General features: G+C 65.8%; 17 protein-coding genes. 7 read left to right on the forward strand and 10 right to left on the reverse strand.

Features of this window, described 5'->3' with window-relative positions; all coding sequences use genetic code 11:
• Positions 1–126: 126 nt before the first annotated feature.
• Genes ACZ5KP_RS00720 through ACZ5KP_RS00730 form a run of 3 tightly spaced genes read left to right on the forward strand, consistent with a single transcriptional unit; the run spans position 127 to position 2,475 of the window.
• Positions 127–1,398 carry an ABC transporter substrate-binding protein gene (locus ACZ5KP_RS00720; RefSeq protein WP_460918925.1) on the forward strand — a complete coding sequence of 424 codons (1,272 nt, stop codon included), beginning with the start codon at positions 127–129 and terminating at the stop codon, positions 1,396–1,398.
• Complete coding sequence (locus ACZ5KP_RS00725) at positions 1,395–1,706, forward strand: hypothetical protein (RefSeq protein WP_460918926.1); 312 nt, start codon at positions 1,395–1,397, stop codon at positions 1,704–1,706. The genes ACZ5KP_RS00720 and ACZ5KP_RS00725 overlap by 4 nt, the downstream gene beginning before the upstream one ends.
• Positions 1,707–1,758: 52 nt before the next feature.
• Positions 1,759–2,475: an HAD family hydrolase gene (locus tag ACZ5KP_RS00730; RefSeq protein ID WP_460918927.1), complete on the forward strand. Its 717-nt coding sequence runs from the start codon at positions 1,759–1,761 to the stop codon at positions 2,473–2,475.
• A gap of 108 nt (positions 2,476–2,583) precedes the next feature.
• On the opposite strand, the gene ACZ5KP_RS00735 is transcribed toward ACZ5KP_RS00730, so the two are convergent.
• The 6 genes from ACZ5KP_RS00735 to ACZ5KP_RS00760 form a co-directional block, all read right to left on the reverse strand.
• The gene (locus ACZ5KP_RS00735; protein WP_460918928.1) at positions 2,584–2,781 is read right to left on the reverse strand and encodes a helix-turn-helix transcriptional regulator; all 198 of its coding nucleotides are present in this window, start codon (positions 2,779–2,781) and stop codon (positions 2,584–2,586) included.
• A 7-nt stretch (positions 2,782–2,788) separates the two neighbouring features.
• A complete protein-coding gene (locus ACZ5KP_RS00740; protein ID WP_460918929.1) occupies positions 2,789–3,220 on the reverse strand; it encodes a DUF2178 domain-containing protein in 432 nt (143 codons plus the stop codon).
• A gap of 103 nt (positions 3,221–3,323) precedes the next feature.
• Positions 3,324–5,006 carry an acyl-CoA mutase large subunit family protein gene (locus tag ACZ5KP_RS00745; RefSeq protein ID WP_460918930.1) on the reverse strand — a complete coding sequence of 561 codons (1,683 nt, stop codon included), beginning with the start codon at positions 5,004–5,006 and terminating at the stop codon, positions 3,324–3,326.
• Positions 5,007–5,064: 58 nt separating this feature from the next.
• Positions 5,065–5,787, reverse strand: coding sequence for a hypothetical protein (locus ACZ5KP_RS00750; RefSeq protein WP_460918931.1), 723 nt, complete (start codon positions 5,785–5,787; stop codon positions 5,065–5,067).
• 252 nt (positions 5,788–6,039) lie between these two features.
• Complete coding sequence (locus tag ACZ5KP_RS00755) at positions 6,040–7,398, reverse strand: dihydroorotase (RefSeq protein WP_460918932.1); 1,359 nt, start codon at positions 7,396–7,398, stop codon at positions 6,040–6,042.
• 111 nt (positions 7,399–7,509) lie between these two features.
• On the reverse strand, positions 7,510–8,199 hold the full coding sequence (locus ACZ5KP_RS00760) for a lipoyl protein ligase domain-containing protein (RefSeq protein ID WP_460918933.1): 690 nt from the start codon (positions 8,197–8,199) through the stop codon (positions 7,510–7,512).
• Between the two features lie 195 nt (positions 8,200–8,394).
• Between ACZ5KP_RS00760 and ACZ5KP_RS00765 the strand changes: the two genes are divergently transcribed.
• The 3 genes from ACZ5KP_RS00765 to ACZ5KP_RS00775 all read left to right on the forward strand — a co-directional run bounded on the left by ACZ5KP_RS00765 (position 8,395) and on the right by ACZ5KP_RS00775 (position 10,430).
• A complete protein-coding gene (locus ACZ5KP_RS00765) occupies positions 8,395–9,348 on the forward strand; it encodes a DUF8155 domain-containing protein (protein WP_460918934.1) in 954 nt (317 codons plus the stop codon).
• Positions 9,349–9,457: 109 nt separating this feature from the next.
• Positions 9,458–9,799, forward strand: a complete 342-nt coding sequence (locus ACZ5KP_RS00770) for a DNA-binding protein (protein ID WP_460918935.1) — start codon at positions 9,458–9,460, stop codon at positions 9,797–9,799.
• A 25-nt stretch (positions 9,800–9,824) separates the two neighbouring features.
• Positions 9,825–10,430, forward strand: coding sequence for a DUF7411 family protein (locus tag ACZ5KP_RS00775; RefSeq protein ID WP_460918936.1), 606 nt, complete (start codon positions 9,825–9,827; stop codon positions 10,428–10,430).
• A gap of 55 nt (positions 10,431–10,485) precedes the next feature.
• Here ACZ5KP_RS00775 and ACZ5KP_RS00780 read toward each other — a convergent pair whose 3' ends face one another.
• Together ACZ5KP_RS00780 and ACZ5KP_RS00785 are read right to left on the reverse strand one after the other, a co-directional pair.
• A complete protein-coding gene (locus ACZ5KP_RS00780; RefSeq protein ID WP_460918937.1) occupies positions 10,486–10,857 on the reverse strand; it encodes a magnetosome magnetite crystal formation protein family in 372 nt (123 codons plus the stop codon).
• 86 nt (positions 10,858–10,943) lie between these two features.
• Positions 10,944–11,549, reverse strand: coding sequence for a hypothetical protein (locus tag ACZ5KP_RS00785; RefSeq protein WP_460918938.1), 606 nt, complete (start codon positions 11,547–11,549; stop codon positions 10,944–10,946).
• A 220-nt stretch (positions 11,550–11,769) separates the two neighbouring features.
• On the opposite strand from ACZ5KP_RS00785, the gene ACZ5KP_RS00790 reads away from it, so the two are divergent.
• Entirely contained in the window at positions 11,770–12,771 is a 1,002-nt protein-coding gene (locus ACZ5KP_RS00790; protein WP_460918939.1) for an AAA family ATPase, read from the forward strand.
• Between the two features lie 74 nt (positions 12,772–12,845).
• On the opposite strand, the gene ACZ5KP_RS00795 is transcribed toward ACZ5KP_RS00790, so the two are convergent.
• Together ACZ5KP_RS00795 and thyA are read right to left on the reverse strand one after the other, a co-directional pair.
• Positions 12,846–13,421, reverse strand: coding sequence for a dihydrofolate reductase (locus ACZ5KP_RS00795; RefSeq protein ID WP_460918940.1), 576 nt, complete (start codon positions 13,419–13,421; stop codon positions 12,846–12,848).
• A gap of 1 nt (position 13,422) precedes the next feature.
• Positions 13,423–14,493 (reverse strand): thymidylate synthase, encoded by a 1,071-nt coding sequence (thyA, locus tag ACZ5KP_RS00800; protein WP_460918941.1) that lies wholly within the window; start codon positions 14,491–14,493, stop codon positions 13,423–13,425.
• Positions 14,494–14,542 lie beyond the last annotated feature (49 nt).

A 14,542-nucleotide genomic window follows, 5' to 3' on the forward strand; every position in this document is an offset into this window, starting at 1 on the left:
ACCGCCCGGACACTTAACGGCCGATCACGGCGGTCACCTTCGCCGACTCCGGGACACTTATCGGTAACTATGTCCGTAATTAATCAATAAATTTGAAGTAATGGGATTGCCATGGTTATTAATGAGATGCCTGACGATCAGCCACGATCGCTTCGAACGCGACGAGACGTGCTCAAGACGACAGGTGCGGCGTCAGTGGTAGCGACGGCCGGCCTGGCGGGCTGTTTCAACGATTCGGGGGGAAGCGATGCGGACGTCGAGGTCATCGGCGTCTGGGCGGACGCAGAGCAGGAGGACTTCTCTGCCGTCATGGACTACGCCGAAGAGCAGACCGACCTCAGTCTCAGCTACTCCTCCCGGACGACCGACGCCCTCCTTTCGAACACCCTCGTCGACTACGAGAACGGGACTGCGACGGCGGACGTCGTCGTCATGCCGTCACCCGCTCGAGTCACTGCCGACGCCGGGAACGGTCACCTGGCAGACGTGGGCGACACCTGGGACGCGGAGAACTTCGCGGTCGAACCAGATCGCGTCAGCGTCGATGGTGGCGTCTACGCGGCACCGTTCAAGATGGACATCAAACCAGGCTTCTGGTACAGGGAGTCCTTCTTCGAGGAGAACGACCTCTCCGAACCCGAGAACTGGGACGAGTTCATGACGCTGCTGGACGACATCTCCCAGATCGAGGGCGTCGACGCACCCATTGCCTCGGGAAACGGTACCGGATGGCCACTCAGCGACATTACGGAAGGGTTCTTCATGCGCCAGGAGAACGGCGCGGAGCTCCAGCAGGGCCTCATCGACGGCGACGCGTCGTTCACCGACGAACGCATCGCGACCGCCTTCGAGGAGATCAAGATGCTCCACGACCAGGGGCATTTCAGCACCACCCGCGACTTCGGCGTCCAGTACGAGTACTTCTGGGACGGCTCCTGTCCGCTGTACTTCATGGGCTCGTTCACGCCCGCGCAGGAAGCGGTGCAGGACCCCTCCGACCTCGGCGTCTTCCGGATGCCCGGCGGAAACGGCATCACGTCCAGCATCAACTGGCTGACGATCCCCACCTACTCCGAGAACACCGAAGACGCGAAGGAAGCCGTGAGTGCGATCGTCTCCGCGGAGGGCCAGCAGGTCTGGGCGGAGCGGGGAGGGTTCATCGCCACCAACACCCAGGTTCCGAGCGACGCGTACCAGGTCGAAGTCATGGCGCAGCTCCCACAGCTCGCGAACGAAGTGACCGTGGTCCCGGACCTCGACGACGCGCTCGGCAACCCGTTCCAGAACGAGTTCTGGTCGGTGCTCAAGGGCCTCTGGGCGTCGCCGGGGACTAACGTCGACGAGATCACGTCGTCGCTCGACGACGCACACCAGGAAACCCTGAGTAACGACTCGTGACGCCCGCTTCGAACACCGGCCGCGCGACAGAGGACGACACCTCCCGATTCCTCGGGGGGATGTTCGACCCGGAGGAGCTCCGGCGACGAAATCTCGTCGCACTCGGGATGGACGTGCTCATCCTCGTCACCACCGGCTTCCTCGCGATCTTGTTCACGAAGGGGCTCTGGGCCTCGCTGATCGCGTTGGTCCCGGTCGGAACGTTGCTCTACTTCGGCTGGGCCTCCTCGAGGGCCTTCTTCGTCTCCCAACTCTTGGCTATCGCGCTCGCGATCGTCGCGACCTACACCTACATGTTGCCGTACTGAATCGGCGACGAACGACGATACGCTTTTCCTGTGAACGGTCACACTCCCACGCGTGCCCCTCGACGTCGATGCGGTCTGTTTCGACCTCGACGACACGCTCTGTGCGTACGAAGAGACGGTCGAGGAGGTGCTGGCCCGCTCCTTCGAGCGCGCCGACGTCGAACCGTTCTTCGACGGCGTCAGGTATCGTTCCTACTTCGACCGGTTCCTCGACGACTTCGAGGACGTCGACGAGCTCCGGGAGCACTGCTTCACCGAGATCGCACGCGACGTGGGGAAGGATCCCTTGCTCGGTCGCGACGTTGCGTCGGCATACGCATCGATCCGCGATCCGTCGAACGTCCGACCACTGGAGGGTGCGATCGAGACGGTTCGCGCCGTCGGAGCGGCGTATCCCATCGCGTTGATCACCAACGGGGAGGCTGCCTACCAGTCCGAGAAGATAGAGGGGATCGGCCTCGTGGACGCGTTCGACGTCACCGTGTTTGCGGGCGACGAGGTCGCGCCGAAACCCGAGACCGCGCCGTTCGAACGGGTGCTGGAGGAACTCGACGTCGCCCCGGATCGGATGGTCCACGTCGGCAATTCGCTCTCGAGTGACGTCGCGGGAGCACGCGCGAGTGGACTCCAGACGGTCTGGACGCCGGCGGCGCACGATCTCCCCGAGGACGTCACTGACCCGGAACGCGTCACCGTCGGGCATCCGGCGGTCGATCCCAGCCCGGACCACGTGCTCTCACGGATCGGTGCACTCCAGGAACTGCTCTGATCGAGCCACTACGGACACGGCCACACCGAATGGCCACTGCGGCTCGGGCGCTACGGCGCAACTGCAACGGCATGTGCGCTGCGTCGTGAACACTACCTCCGCACCGACCTACTCCCCGTCAGGCTCGAAGATGTCCTCGATATGGCAGCCGAAGTGATCGGCCAGCTCGAAGGCCAGCTCCAGTGACGGATCGTATCGTTCGCGCTCGATAGCGTTGATCGTCTGGCGGGTGACGTCGACCGCCACCGCCAGCTCTGCCTGACTCAGCCCCTCGGCATCCCGACGTTCGCGGAGGTCGTTGTTCATCGGTCGCTCAGTCCCAGTACCGCACGACGACGTAGCAAGCGCCCCAGAGTAGACCTATGGCCCCATAGAGGTAGATCGCACCCCACCCCCGTGCGCCGATGGTGATCTCCCCTGCGGCGTCGAGGACGTAGGCTGCCGGAACGATCGCCAGTCCGACGAACACGAGCAGAGACATCACGAGACCACTCGCTCGATGGAACTGCTCGAGATCGCGTTCGTCCTGGAGCGTGACGGAGCTCACCCTCGGTATCACCACCGAGAGCCCAAGTCCGAGCCAGACGCCGGCTGCGTACACTGCCGTGCCGGCGAGTTCCAGCCCGAGTGCAATTCCGGCGAGCAGTGCGGCGATTGCGACGACGTAACTCCCCTGCACCGACCAGGTGTACACCCGTCGAACGCGCTGGGGACTACCGAAGAGGGACGTACGAATGTCGAACATGCTTTACAGTAAAGTATACTTTACATCCCATCCTAAACGTTTCGCTCCGGCCATCACTCGCGGTCGTGAATCGGTGCTCGACGAGGTCGCCGATCAAACGGGGTCAGACGCCACCGCCGCCGTACTCCCCGAACTCCTCGCGGAGTACGCCGCAAATCTCGCCGACGGTCGCCTCCGCTTTCACGGCCTCGATCAGCGGCGGCATGAGGTTCGCGTCCGATCGCGCCGTCTCGCGAACGGCCGCCAGCGCCGCGTCGACAGTCTCGGCGTCGCGCTCTTCGCGGACTCCCTCCAGCCGCTCGATCTGGCGCTGCTCGTCTTCCTCGGTGACTTCCTCGAGATCCATCTCCTGGCCGCCCTCTTCGACGGTGAACTCGTTGACCCCGACGACGATCCGATCGCCCGACTCGACCTCCTGCTGGCGATCGTAGGCGACGTCCTGGATCTGACGCTGTACGTAGCCGTCGTCGATCGCCCGTAACATGCCGCCACGGTCGTCGATCTCGTCGATGATTGCCCGGGCCTCCGCCTCGACGTCGTCGGTCAACGATTCGACGTAGTAGCTGCCCCCGAGCGGGTCGATCGTGTCCGCTGCGCCAGACTCGTGAGCGAGAATCTGCTGGGTCCGCAACGCGGTGCGAACGGACTCCTCCGTCGGCAGCGCCAGGGCTTCGTCCTTCCCGTTCGTATGGAGGCTCTGCGTTCCGCCGAGCACCGCGGCCAGCGCCTGGTAGGCGACCCGCACGACGTTGTTCTCGACCTGCTGGGCGGTGAGCGTCGAGCCCGCCGTCTGCGTGTGGAATTTGAGCTGCTTCGAGGCGGGCTTTTCTGCGTCGAACCGTTCGTCCATGATCGAATGCCAGAGGCGCCGAGCGGCCCGGAACTTCGCGACTTCTTCGAGGACGTTGTTGTAGGACGCGAAGAAGAAGGACAGCTGTGGCGCGAACTCGTCGACGTCCTGCCCGGCGTCGATGGCCGCCTCGACGTACTCGATACCGTTGGCGAGCGTGAACGCGATCTCCTGGGCCGCGGTCGAGCCGGCCTCCCTGATGTGGTAGCCCGAGATCGAGATCGTGTTGAAGTTGGGGATCTCCGCGGCGGCGAACTCGAAGACGTCGGTGACGATCCGCATCGACGGCTCCGGCGGGTGGATGTAGGTGTTCCGCGCGATATACTCCTTCAGCACGTCGTTCTGGATCGTCCCGCGCAGTTCCGATCGGGCCACGTCCTGCCGATCGCCCAGCGCGACGTACATCGCGAGGAGCACCGACGCCGGCGCGTTGATCGTCATCGACGTCGAGACGTCCGAGAGCGGAATTCCTTCGAACACCGACTCGAAGTCCCGGAGCGTGTCGATCGCGACGCCGGATCGGCCGACCTCCCCCGCTGCCATCGCGTCGTCGGAGTCGTAGCCCATCTGCGTCGGGAGGTCGAACGCCAGCGAGAGTCCCGTCTGCCCCTCGTCGAGTAGATAGTGAAACCGATCGTTGGTCTCGTCGGCGGTCCCCATCCCGGCGTACTGGCGCATCGTCCAGAGCCGGCCGCGATAGCCCGTCGAGTAGACGCCGCGGGTGTAGGGTTCCGCGCCAGGGAATCCGAGGTCGTCCTGGTAATCGAGGTCCGCGACGTCCGCCGGGGTGTACAGCCGATCGACGGGCTGGCCGCCGGTGTCCGTTCGGAACTGCTCCGTCCGCTCGCCGAATCGTTCGACGGTGGGCTCTACGTGTTCGGCTTCCCACGCGTCCTTGCCCTCGCGGATCTCGGCGAGGTCCTCCTCGTCGAACATGATAGATCCTGAGTGACCTCGCGGCTTAAGCGTGTTCGAGGAACGGCGCGAATCCCCGTCACCGGCTCGTCGACGAGTCGCCGCCGGTCTCGTCGCCCTGGCCGACGTACTGGCGAATCTGCACAGGGACGGAGGATACCTCGAGGAGTCGGAATCGCACTGCCTTGCGCGACATGAACGAGTAGTACAGGAACCACAGGCCCGAGAGGACGAGCCCGGCCGCACGGTACTGGATCGCGGACAGAATCAGCAACACGGCGATCAGCGATCCGAGCAGGAGCGCCTCGGCGGACCGGCGCTTGATTCCGTACCACAGGCCAAAGAAAAAGAACGCGAAGACGAGGGCGACCGTGGCCGAGCCAAAGAGGATGATCAGTGCGATCTCGGCGACGGCCGCGGCGACGCTCCCCGCCTGGCCCGGGATCGCGTCGCCACGGGCAGCGACCGAGACGACCAGGAGCACGAGCGCACCGATGTAGAAGTACGACCGCCCGAGCTTCCGGCGGTGACGTTCGCTGACGGGCGCCTGCTCGGTCACCACTCGTCCGTCGTCCATGTTCTCGCTCGCCACGTCCTCCTGGGTCGTCGCGACGACGTTGGCGAGGATCCCGCTGATCACGTTCAACAGCGCACCGCCGACGACGAGCCCACCGCCTCCGAGGAGGACAATGTACATTTCGTCTATCGTGATCGGAATCGACATGGGACTGATGCCGGCCTCTGCAGCGGCCTTGAGTCCACCCACGCCGACGGCGACTGCGCCGACCAGTAACAAGCCCATGCCGAGACGGCTAATCCACCGCAATAACCGCTCTACCCCCCCGAACTTTTCCACCCATGACGGGCTTCGTTTGGTAACCAATACCAAAAAGTTTGATTGCCGAATCCAGTTCGCGGTCGGCAACCGAATCGGAAGACTGGCACTCTCACGCCCCTCGATTACGTCCCTCGGAAAGGAAACGTCGAATGACCGAGAAACGGAATGGGGGGAAAGCTCGACTGGAACAGCCCGCACCCCACTACGCACCGCTCACTACAACCGAACGTCTTCCCCACCTGCCTCCTCGGGGAACTGCTCTGCGGGGGCGACCGATTCGATACCGGCCGTTCCCGTCGCCTCCTGATCGGCGTAGACGAGCGCTCCCCTGCGGATCGTCAGGGACGGGAACACGCCGTCAAGCCCCTCGAACGGCGTCCAGTCGCAGTTGGTGTGGAGGTCCTCGGCGCGGATCGGTTCGACCCGGTCGAGATCGACGAGTACCAGATCCGCGTCCCGCCCGGCTTCGATCCGACCTTTCCGTGGGACGCCGAAGACCTCGGCAGGATTCGCAGCGGTCAGATCCCGGACGCGTTCGAGCGAGAGCGGTCCGTGGGGCCCCGCGTTGGCGAGCAACAGCGGCAGCATGGTCTCGACCCCCGGCACGCCGCTGGGCGCGTCGGTGATCGTCGCCTGCTTCTCCGCTCGGGTGTGGGGCGCGTGGTCCGTCGCGATCACATCGACGGTGCCGTCGACGATCCGCTCGAAGACGGCCTCGCGCCGTTTCTCCGACCGCAGCGGCGGATTCATCCGGCCGAACGTGCCCAGTTCGTCGAGATCGTTCCGCGAGAGGAACGCGTGGTGGGGCGTGACCTCGCAGGTCGCGCCGGCCTCCGCAGCGAGCTCGATGCCCTCCGGCGTCGAGGTGTGCGCGACGTGCACCGCCGCGTCGAACTCGCCCGCGACCGATAGTGCGCGTTCGACGGCCGCGGCCTCGGCTTCCGCGGTTCGGTACGCAGACCACGCGTTGGCGTCCGCGTCGCGCCCCTCGCCGTCAGCAGCGTTCGCGAGTGCGTCCTCGTCGAACAGCGTCGCATCCTCGGCGTGAACGGTGACGGTGCAGTCCGCCCGGGCAGCGCGCTCGACTGCGTCGGCGAACAGATCGCCGTCGATCCCCATCTCGCCCGTCGAATCGGCGAGGAACACCTCACCGAGGGCGAAGGGATCGGCGGCGAACAGCGAGTCGGGGTCCCAGTCGGCGGTGACGCCGCCGTTGATGCCGAAGTCGACGATCGACTGCTCGGTAGCGAGCGTCCGCTTTTCGCGGAGCGCGTCACCGGTCACCGTCGGCGGGTCGGTATTCGGCTGGTCGACGACGGTGGTGACGCCACCCGCAGCCGCACTCTGTGCGCCCGTCGTCCAGGTCTCCTTGTGGCTCCCGCCGGGCTCGCGGAAGTGGACGTGAACGTCGATAGCGCCCGGGAAGAGGTGAGTGCCCGACGCGTCGAGGACCTGCTCGTCGGGACTGGCGTCGAGTCCACCGTCGTCGCACTCCTCGACGGCAGCGATCCGCTCGCCGTCGATCCGAACGTCACACTGGTGCCCGTCGGGCAGCGTCGCGTCGACGATCAACATGGGCACTTCTCGGCTGTCGGAGTCCCTAAACGTCCCGACTCGCGGGTCACTTGCCGGCGAGTGCACCGCTACGCGATCTCGATTCGAGTCGATCCGGGTCCGGCGTCCCTGTTAGGCACCCTCCACGCGTTCGATTTCGGGCTCGTGCTGGCCGACGAGCGCATCCTCGATCGCAGTCACGAGCGCCTCCGGATCGCCGTCGCCCCCAGCGGCCTGTACGCTCCCGACCGTGCAGGGGTCGAAGGATACCTCGAGGGCGTCGTAGACGTCATCGAGGACTTCCGCGATCGGCCAGCGGTCCCGGGGGATCGCTACGCCCGCGACGAGCGCGGCGTCGGTCGTCACCCGCTGGGCGATACCGACGATCTTCCCGTCGCCGACGGACAGGGAGTGCGATCCCGGACAGAACGCGTCGTCGGGCTCGCCGGCGGAGGCAGACTCGACGCCCACGGTCTCGAGCGCTGCATCGAGCGCGTCGGTCGCAGCCTCGTAGCGATCCTGGAGTCCTGTGCGGGGATCCTCGACCGGCTCGACGCGAGCGAACGCCACCGTGGTTCCCTGATAGGCGACGGCGCGACCACCCACTGACCGCCCGACTGGTGTGTACCCCTGTTCGCGGGCGAGACGGCGTGCACGGTCGTAGCCGAGGGCACCGGAATCACGGCGGCCGAAGGCCACCTGTTGGTGTGGTCGCCAGACGCGAACGGCTGGTCCCCCGTGCTCTGCTACGTGGTCCCGGAGCTCCGCGGTGAGCGCGCGATCGGCCTCGATCGTTGCCCCTCTCCCACGGACGACTCGCATGGACCTGGAGATAGCCACGCACGGAGCATAAGCGTGTTGTGGGCTGACACGGGCGAGTAGGCCGCTTCGCTGCCAGAGTCGTTCGCTTCGGTACCATTAGCCACCCGGTAGGCATCGATCCAGTCCTCCGTCGTGAGCGACGTCCACGCTCTGCAACCGCGATTCCTTTGGCGGACGGCCACCAACGCCACGCCGATGCTCACCGTCCCGGAGTCCGTCCTCGAGCGATTCCGGGCGTTCTCGCTGTACAACTCCCCGTTTCGCGCCCACGACGATGGGCGTGCGATCGATCTCTACCCTGCGGCACGCACGCCGACCGATTCGACGTCGAATGCCACGGATCGCGGGGATGACCAGCGGGAGGACGTTGCTACGAGCGCTCCATCACCGGTCGCGGGAGAAGTGGTCGCGATCGATCGAGTCCGCGCGCCGTCGAAACCCTACGCGGCCGAACACGACTACGTTCTCGGGATCGACACCGGCGCTACGGCAGCGCCCACGGTCCGATGTGACGACGGCACGCCACCCATCGCTCGGATTCTCCACGTCGATCCGGCGGTCTCGGTCGGGGATCGCGTGGCCGTCGGCGACGATCTCGGCGAGCCGATCCGTGCCGGATTCTTCGCACCGTGGGTCGGTCGGCATCTCCACCTGGGGTTTCGCCGTCCGGACGACGGGCTGCTACGAGCCGCTGGATCGCTCCGCGTCGAGACGGCCGTCGACGTTACGTCCGTCGCGTGGGACGGGACCGGAACCGTCGTCGAGACCGGAGCCACGTACGCAGTACTGGATCGGCCGCGACACCCGGATCCCGGCAACTGTTTCGCCGGGATCCGCGCGAACGTCGCGGTAACAGACGGCTCATCGGTCCTCGCTCCGCTCGACGGCGGCCTTCCCCACTACGATCGCGGTGGTGTGGCTCCCGACGAACGCGCTCGCGACGGTGCCACGGTTTCGCTCCTTGGCACCCCTATTGGAGCGCTCACCGACGGCCGGACGGTGGAGTGGCACGATCCGACCGTGACTGCGAACGGAACGCCGATCGAGGGGCTCTCGCTGGCCGCGGCCCGGGAGGCCCTCGGTGCGAAACTGATCTGTCCCGACCTGTCACTCTCCGTCGGCGACGAGGTCCGCGTTCGGATCGAGTAGCGTGGCAGTCCGGGTAACGTCGCAGTCGGCGGCGATCGGGACCGCCGCGGCCGGCGAACCGTGTTCGCGTCCCGTAATGATTTTCCGCTCGCCCCGGGTACGGACGTGTATGAGCAACGAGGAGGACATCGACGATCTTCGAGAGAAGAAGCTTCAGGAGCTGCAAGACCAGGCCGAGGGCGAGGACCAGGCCGAGGCCCAGCAGGCTCGCCAGGAGTCCGCCGAGGCCCAGAAGAAGGCAATGTTGCGCCAGCACCTCACCGACGGTGCGCGCAAGCGGCTCAACACCGTGAAGATGTCCAAGCCGGAGTTCGGCGAACAGGTCGAGCAGCAGGTGCTCGCGCTGGCCCGGAGCGGCCGCGTGCAGGGGCGCATCGACGAGGACCAGATGAAGGAGCTACTCTCCGAACTCAAGCCCGATTCGAAGAGCTTCGACGTCAAGCGCCGATAGGCTGGCAACAGATGGGGGTGGGATCATGACGGCTGGCTCGCTGGCACTGCTCTACAGCGGCGGCAAGGACTCCACCCTCGCGGCGTTGCTCCTCGAGGACTTCTACGACCTCACGCTCGTCACCGCCCACTTCGGCGTCACGGACGACTGGGAGCACGCCGCCGAGGCCGCCGATCGGATCGGCCACGAGTTCGAGCGCGTCGAGATGGACCGCGAGGTCGCCGACGACGCCGTCGACCAGCTCCGCGAGGACGGGTTCCCCCGCAACGCCATCCAGACCGTCCACGAACACGCCCTCGAGTCCGTCGCCGAACTCGACTACGACGCGATCGCGGACGGAACTCGTCGCGACGATCGGGTCCCGACCGTCTCCCGGGCGTTCGCCCAGAGCCTCGAAGATCGTCGCGGGATCGACTACGTCGCCCCGCTCTCGGGGTTCGGTCGCAGTGCTGTCGATCGGCTCGTCGACGCGACGCTCGAGGTCACCGTCGGCCCGAGCGAGGAGATCCAGCGGGCGGACTACGAGGGCGAACTCCGGGCGCTGCTCGCCGAGCGCGACGGCGACGCCGCAGTCCGCGACGTCTTCCCGGATCACGATCAGACGATCGTGACCGGCGTCCGGCGGGAGTAGACTCGATCGAACGACCCGACCGAGCGTCCAACGGTACCCGTTCCGTTGTAGGGTTTCAGAGCAGTTCGGGTGCCATCGGATACTTCCAGGCCGTGCCGAAGATCGCCTTGCCCAGTGCCACGAGACCGAAGAGCCACGACAGCATGCCCCCGAAGATGAACACGAGCGCTGCCGGAATCACGAAGACGTCCCACACGAACAGCGCCAGCGGGAACAGGACCACGAACAGCCCGGTGATCGTCAGGTGCCAGTTGAGTGCGTTCCGGGCGTTTTCGGTCGTGTAGGGGTGGTTCGAGAACGCGTACGTGCCGAGGACGAAGACGACGCCGAACGGTATCAGTGCGAACAGGTGGACGAAGATGCCGAGGATCGAGCGCTGTTCGAGGAGTTCCGGTCCGGGCGTCTCGGTGTGAGTCGTCGTTGCCATGGTGATTGAATCTCAGTTGGATGCGTCGTATGCTGATTCGTTAGATCGATGCTGATTCCGTTGGAAATCGATGCGCCTTCGGACCGTCATCGAATCGTCGAGCGACCGTCTTCTGACAGGCCGCCCGATCCGCCGCTCCAGCCACGCAGCCAGCGCGCCACGCGCTCGGCGACGAGCAACGCCACCGAAACGAGGAACAGCGAGCCCGCCGTCGTCCAGAACGACTGCGAGCTGGTGACGAGATCGCTCACGCCGAGGATACTGAACACCACGCCCAGACAGAACGTGAGGAGGCTGAGCTGGAGCCCGGCGAGCACCAGCGTCCTGATTCCTGCCGGGTCGCGCAGCGTCAGGAAGTCGCGCAGTGAGAGCCGATCGAGCGGATTCGTCGTGGTCAACGCAGCGTGCCCCTCCGGGGAGAGCGGCCAGTTCGATTCGGGGTGGTTGACGTAGTACAGCACGATCGAGTCCGGATACGTCTCGGCGGCGACGACGTCGATCTCGCGGAGTTCGTCGAGCCGGTTCCGCACGGTTTCAACGCTCACGTCGGGCTTGCAACGCGCCTTGAGCTGCGTGACCGAGAAGAACGGGCGCTCGGCCTCGAGCATCGTCTCGACGACGTGTCGTTGGGTGAGCTTGTGGTCGAGGTTCGGATCGAGCCGTTCCTCGATCCACGGTTGGAGGGTCGACATCGTGGGCAGTCCTACTGCGAGCAGGCTCCTAAACCCCCAGCCAGTTTTGGCGCACGCGAACCGCCGAACGACGGCGGCGCCTCGCCGTTTGGCGCGCGCAAAACGGCTCCGTCGGGCGATTCAGTGGATCCAGCGTTCACGTCGATTTGCGGGCGTACCGCCGAACGGACACCGCCCTGGACCGACCGATACTTGGGCACCCACCGACTACCCCTGAGCGATGGATTCGCCGCTGTGGACGGAGCGCCACGCCCCTGCGATCGAGGACCTGCGACAGGAGCTCGCGCGCGATCAGTTCGACCGCGCGGTCGAGGATCCCGTCAACCTCCTCGTCCACGGCCCGCCCGGCGTTGGAAAGACCGCTGCGGTCCGCGCTATGGCCGACGAGGCCCACGAGCAGCCCGACTCGGACCTGATCGAGATCAACGTAGCGGACTTCTTCGCCCGCACGAAGACCGAGATCAAGAACGACGACCGGTTCGCATCCTTCCTTCAGGGCAAATCGGACTTCTCGAAGCGGGACATGATCAACCACGTCCTCAAGGAGTCCGCGAGCTACGCGCCCGTCACCGGCGAGTACAAGACCGTGCTGCTGGACAACGCCGAGGGCATCCGCGAGGACTTCCAGCAGGCGCTGCGCCGCGTGATGGAACAGTATCACCGCAACACGCAGTTCGTCATCGCGACGCGCCAGCCGACGAAGCTCATTCCGCCGCTACGCTCCCGGTGTTTCGCGGTGCCGATGCCCGCGCCGACGACCGACGAGATCGCAAATATTCTCGAGGAAATCGCCAGCGCCGAGGATGCCGCCTACGAACGCGACGGCCTCGAGTTCGTTGCCGGCACCGCCGACGGCGACCTCCGCGAGGCGATCCTGATCGCCCAGACTACCGCGGAGTCGGAGGGAGAAATCACGATGAACGCCGTGTTCGAGGCGCTGGAGGACGTCGGTCTCGAAGACCGGATCGAGACGATGCTCGACGCCGCCGAGGCCGGCGAGTTCACGGACGCCCGGAGCGAACTCGACGATCTGCTCGTCGACGAGGGGCTATCCGGTCGAGAGGTCCTCGAGGAGGTCCTCGACGTCGGTCGGAGCCGCTACGACGGCGATCGACTCGCGGAGCTCCACCGGCTCGCCGGCGACGTGGATCTCGACCTGACGGAAGGCTCGAACGAACGGATCCAACTGGGGCACTTCCTCGCCGAACTCGGCCGGCCCTAGGGATCGAAAACGACTGCGGACTGAGAAGCCCAGCGGTTAGCTGACGGCCCCATTCGTACGCCGATCGTCGACGCTCACTCGCCCATCCGTTCGTAGGTGACGAACGCGAAGCCGTCGCGCGCGTCGCGCTCGATCTCGGTCCACTCCTCCTCGTCAAGCGGCCATCCCGGAAACGTCGTCTCGCCCCCGTAGGGCGCTTCGATCTCGGTGAGCACCATCCCGTCGGCACGTTCGAGGAGGGCGTCGTAGACGGCGGCGCCACCCATGACGTACGCACGATCCACGCCCAGTTCCGTCGCCGCGTCCCTGGCGGCATCGAGACCGGCGTCGATCGATTCCGCGACGACGATCGAGTCGTCATCGGGAAGATCTGGATCGGACCGGCTCAGCACGACGTTGGTCCGCCCCGGGAGCGGTCCGCCGAGCCCCGCGAGGACGTTCTCGAAGGTCTTGCGACCGACGATCACCGGGTGGCCCATCGTGGTCGCCTTGAAGTGGGCCATGTCCTCGGGGATGTCCCAGGGGAGCTCGCCGTCGCTGCCGATCACGCCGTTTGCGGCGACCGCGGCGATGAGATAGATCTCGAGCTCGTCGCTCGTGGAATCCGCCGAATCGGTGGAACCGGCGTCAGCTGTGGGTTCGTCCGCCATCTCACTCGGCGACCGCGAAGGAGAGGCCCGGGTGAGCGCTGTAGCCCTTGAGCTGGATGTCCTCGAACTCCAGCTCGTCCAGGGACTTGTTCGCGATCTCGATCTCGGGCCGCTCGCGCGGCTCGCGGGTCAGCTGGGTCAGTAGCTCGGGCACGTGGTCCGAACCGGCGTCATCTTCGACCTCCGGGGGCGCATTCCGGACGATCCACTCCCGGACCTCGCGGTAGCCCTCGCTGACGAGACGATCCTCTCCGCGGGCGCTCTCGGGATCGCCGCGCTCCCCGACCTCGGCCAGACGCTCTTGGAGCTCCTCGAGATTCTCCTCGTACCACTCGCCGCGATCGCCGCTGCCGCAGTAGACGTGAGCGTCGACGATCGTGTGCGAGAAGGTGCCTGGTTCGAAGCCGGTGCGCTGGGCGATGGCTTCAGTGAGCAACGAGTAGGCGGCGACGTTGAACGGAATACCGAGCGCGACGTCGCCCGAGCGCTGGGTCAGGTGGCAGTTCAGCCGATCGCCCTGAACGTTGAAGACGAAAGTGTAGTGACACGGCGGGAGCGTCGAGACCGCCGCATTGGCGGGGTGCCAGGCGTTGACGACGAGCCGGCGGGTGTTGGGCTTCTCTTCGAGGGAATCCAGCACGTACTGGATCTGGTCGAAGACGCGGCGCTCCTCACCGCCGTCGGATTCCTCCACCGTCACCCAACGGTGGGCGTCGTCGGGCCATGACTCCCCCGCGAGCTGCTGGTCGTCCTCCGGAATCGGGTATCGTCGCCAGAATCGGCCGTAGGCCGTATCGAGGTGGCCCTCCTCGTCGGCCCAGTCGTTCCAGATGCCGGTCTCCTCGCGAAGCTCGCGGATGTGCTCCTGCCCGGAGAGGTACCAGAGCACCTCGTGGAGCATCGAGTTCCAGCGGAAGCCGTCCATCTGCTTGGTCGTGAGGAGCGGATACCCGTCCTGAAGGTCGACCTCGTAGTGCTGTGAGAAGCCGGCGATCGTGTCGACCCCGGTCCGGTTGGGCTTGTAGGTACCCTCACCGAGGACGTCCGCGACGAGATCGAGATACTGCTGCATGCGCGGTCACTTGCTCCCGGGGGAGAAAAGTCTGTTCAGCGCGTCCCGA

This window comes from Salinarchaeum chitinilyticum (assembly GCF_055390775.1).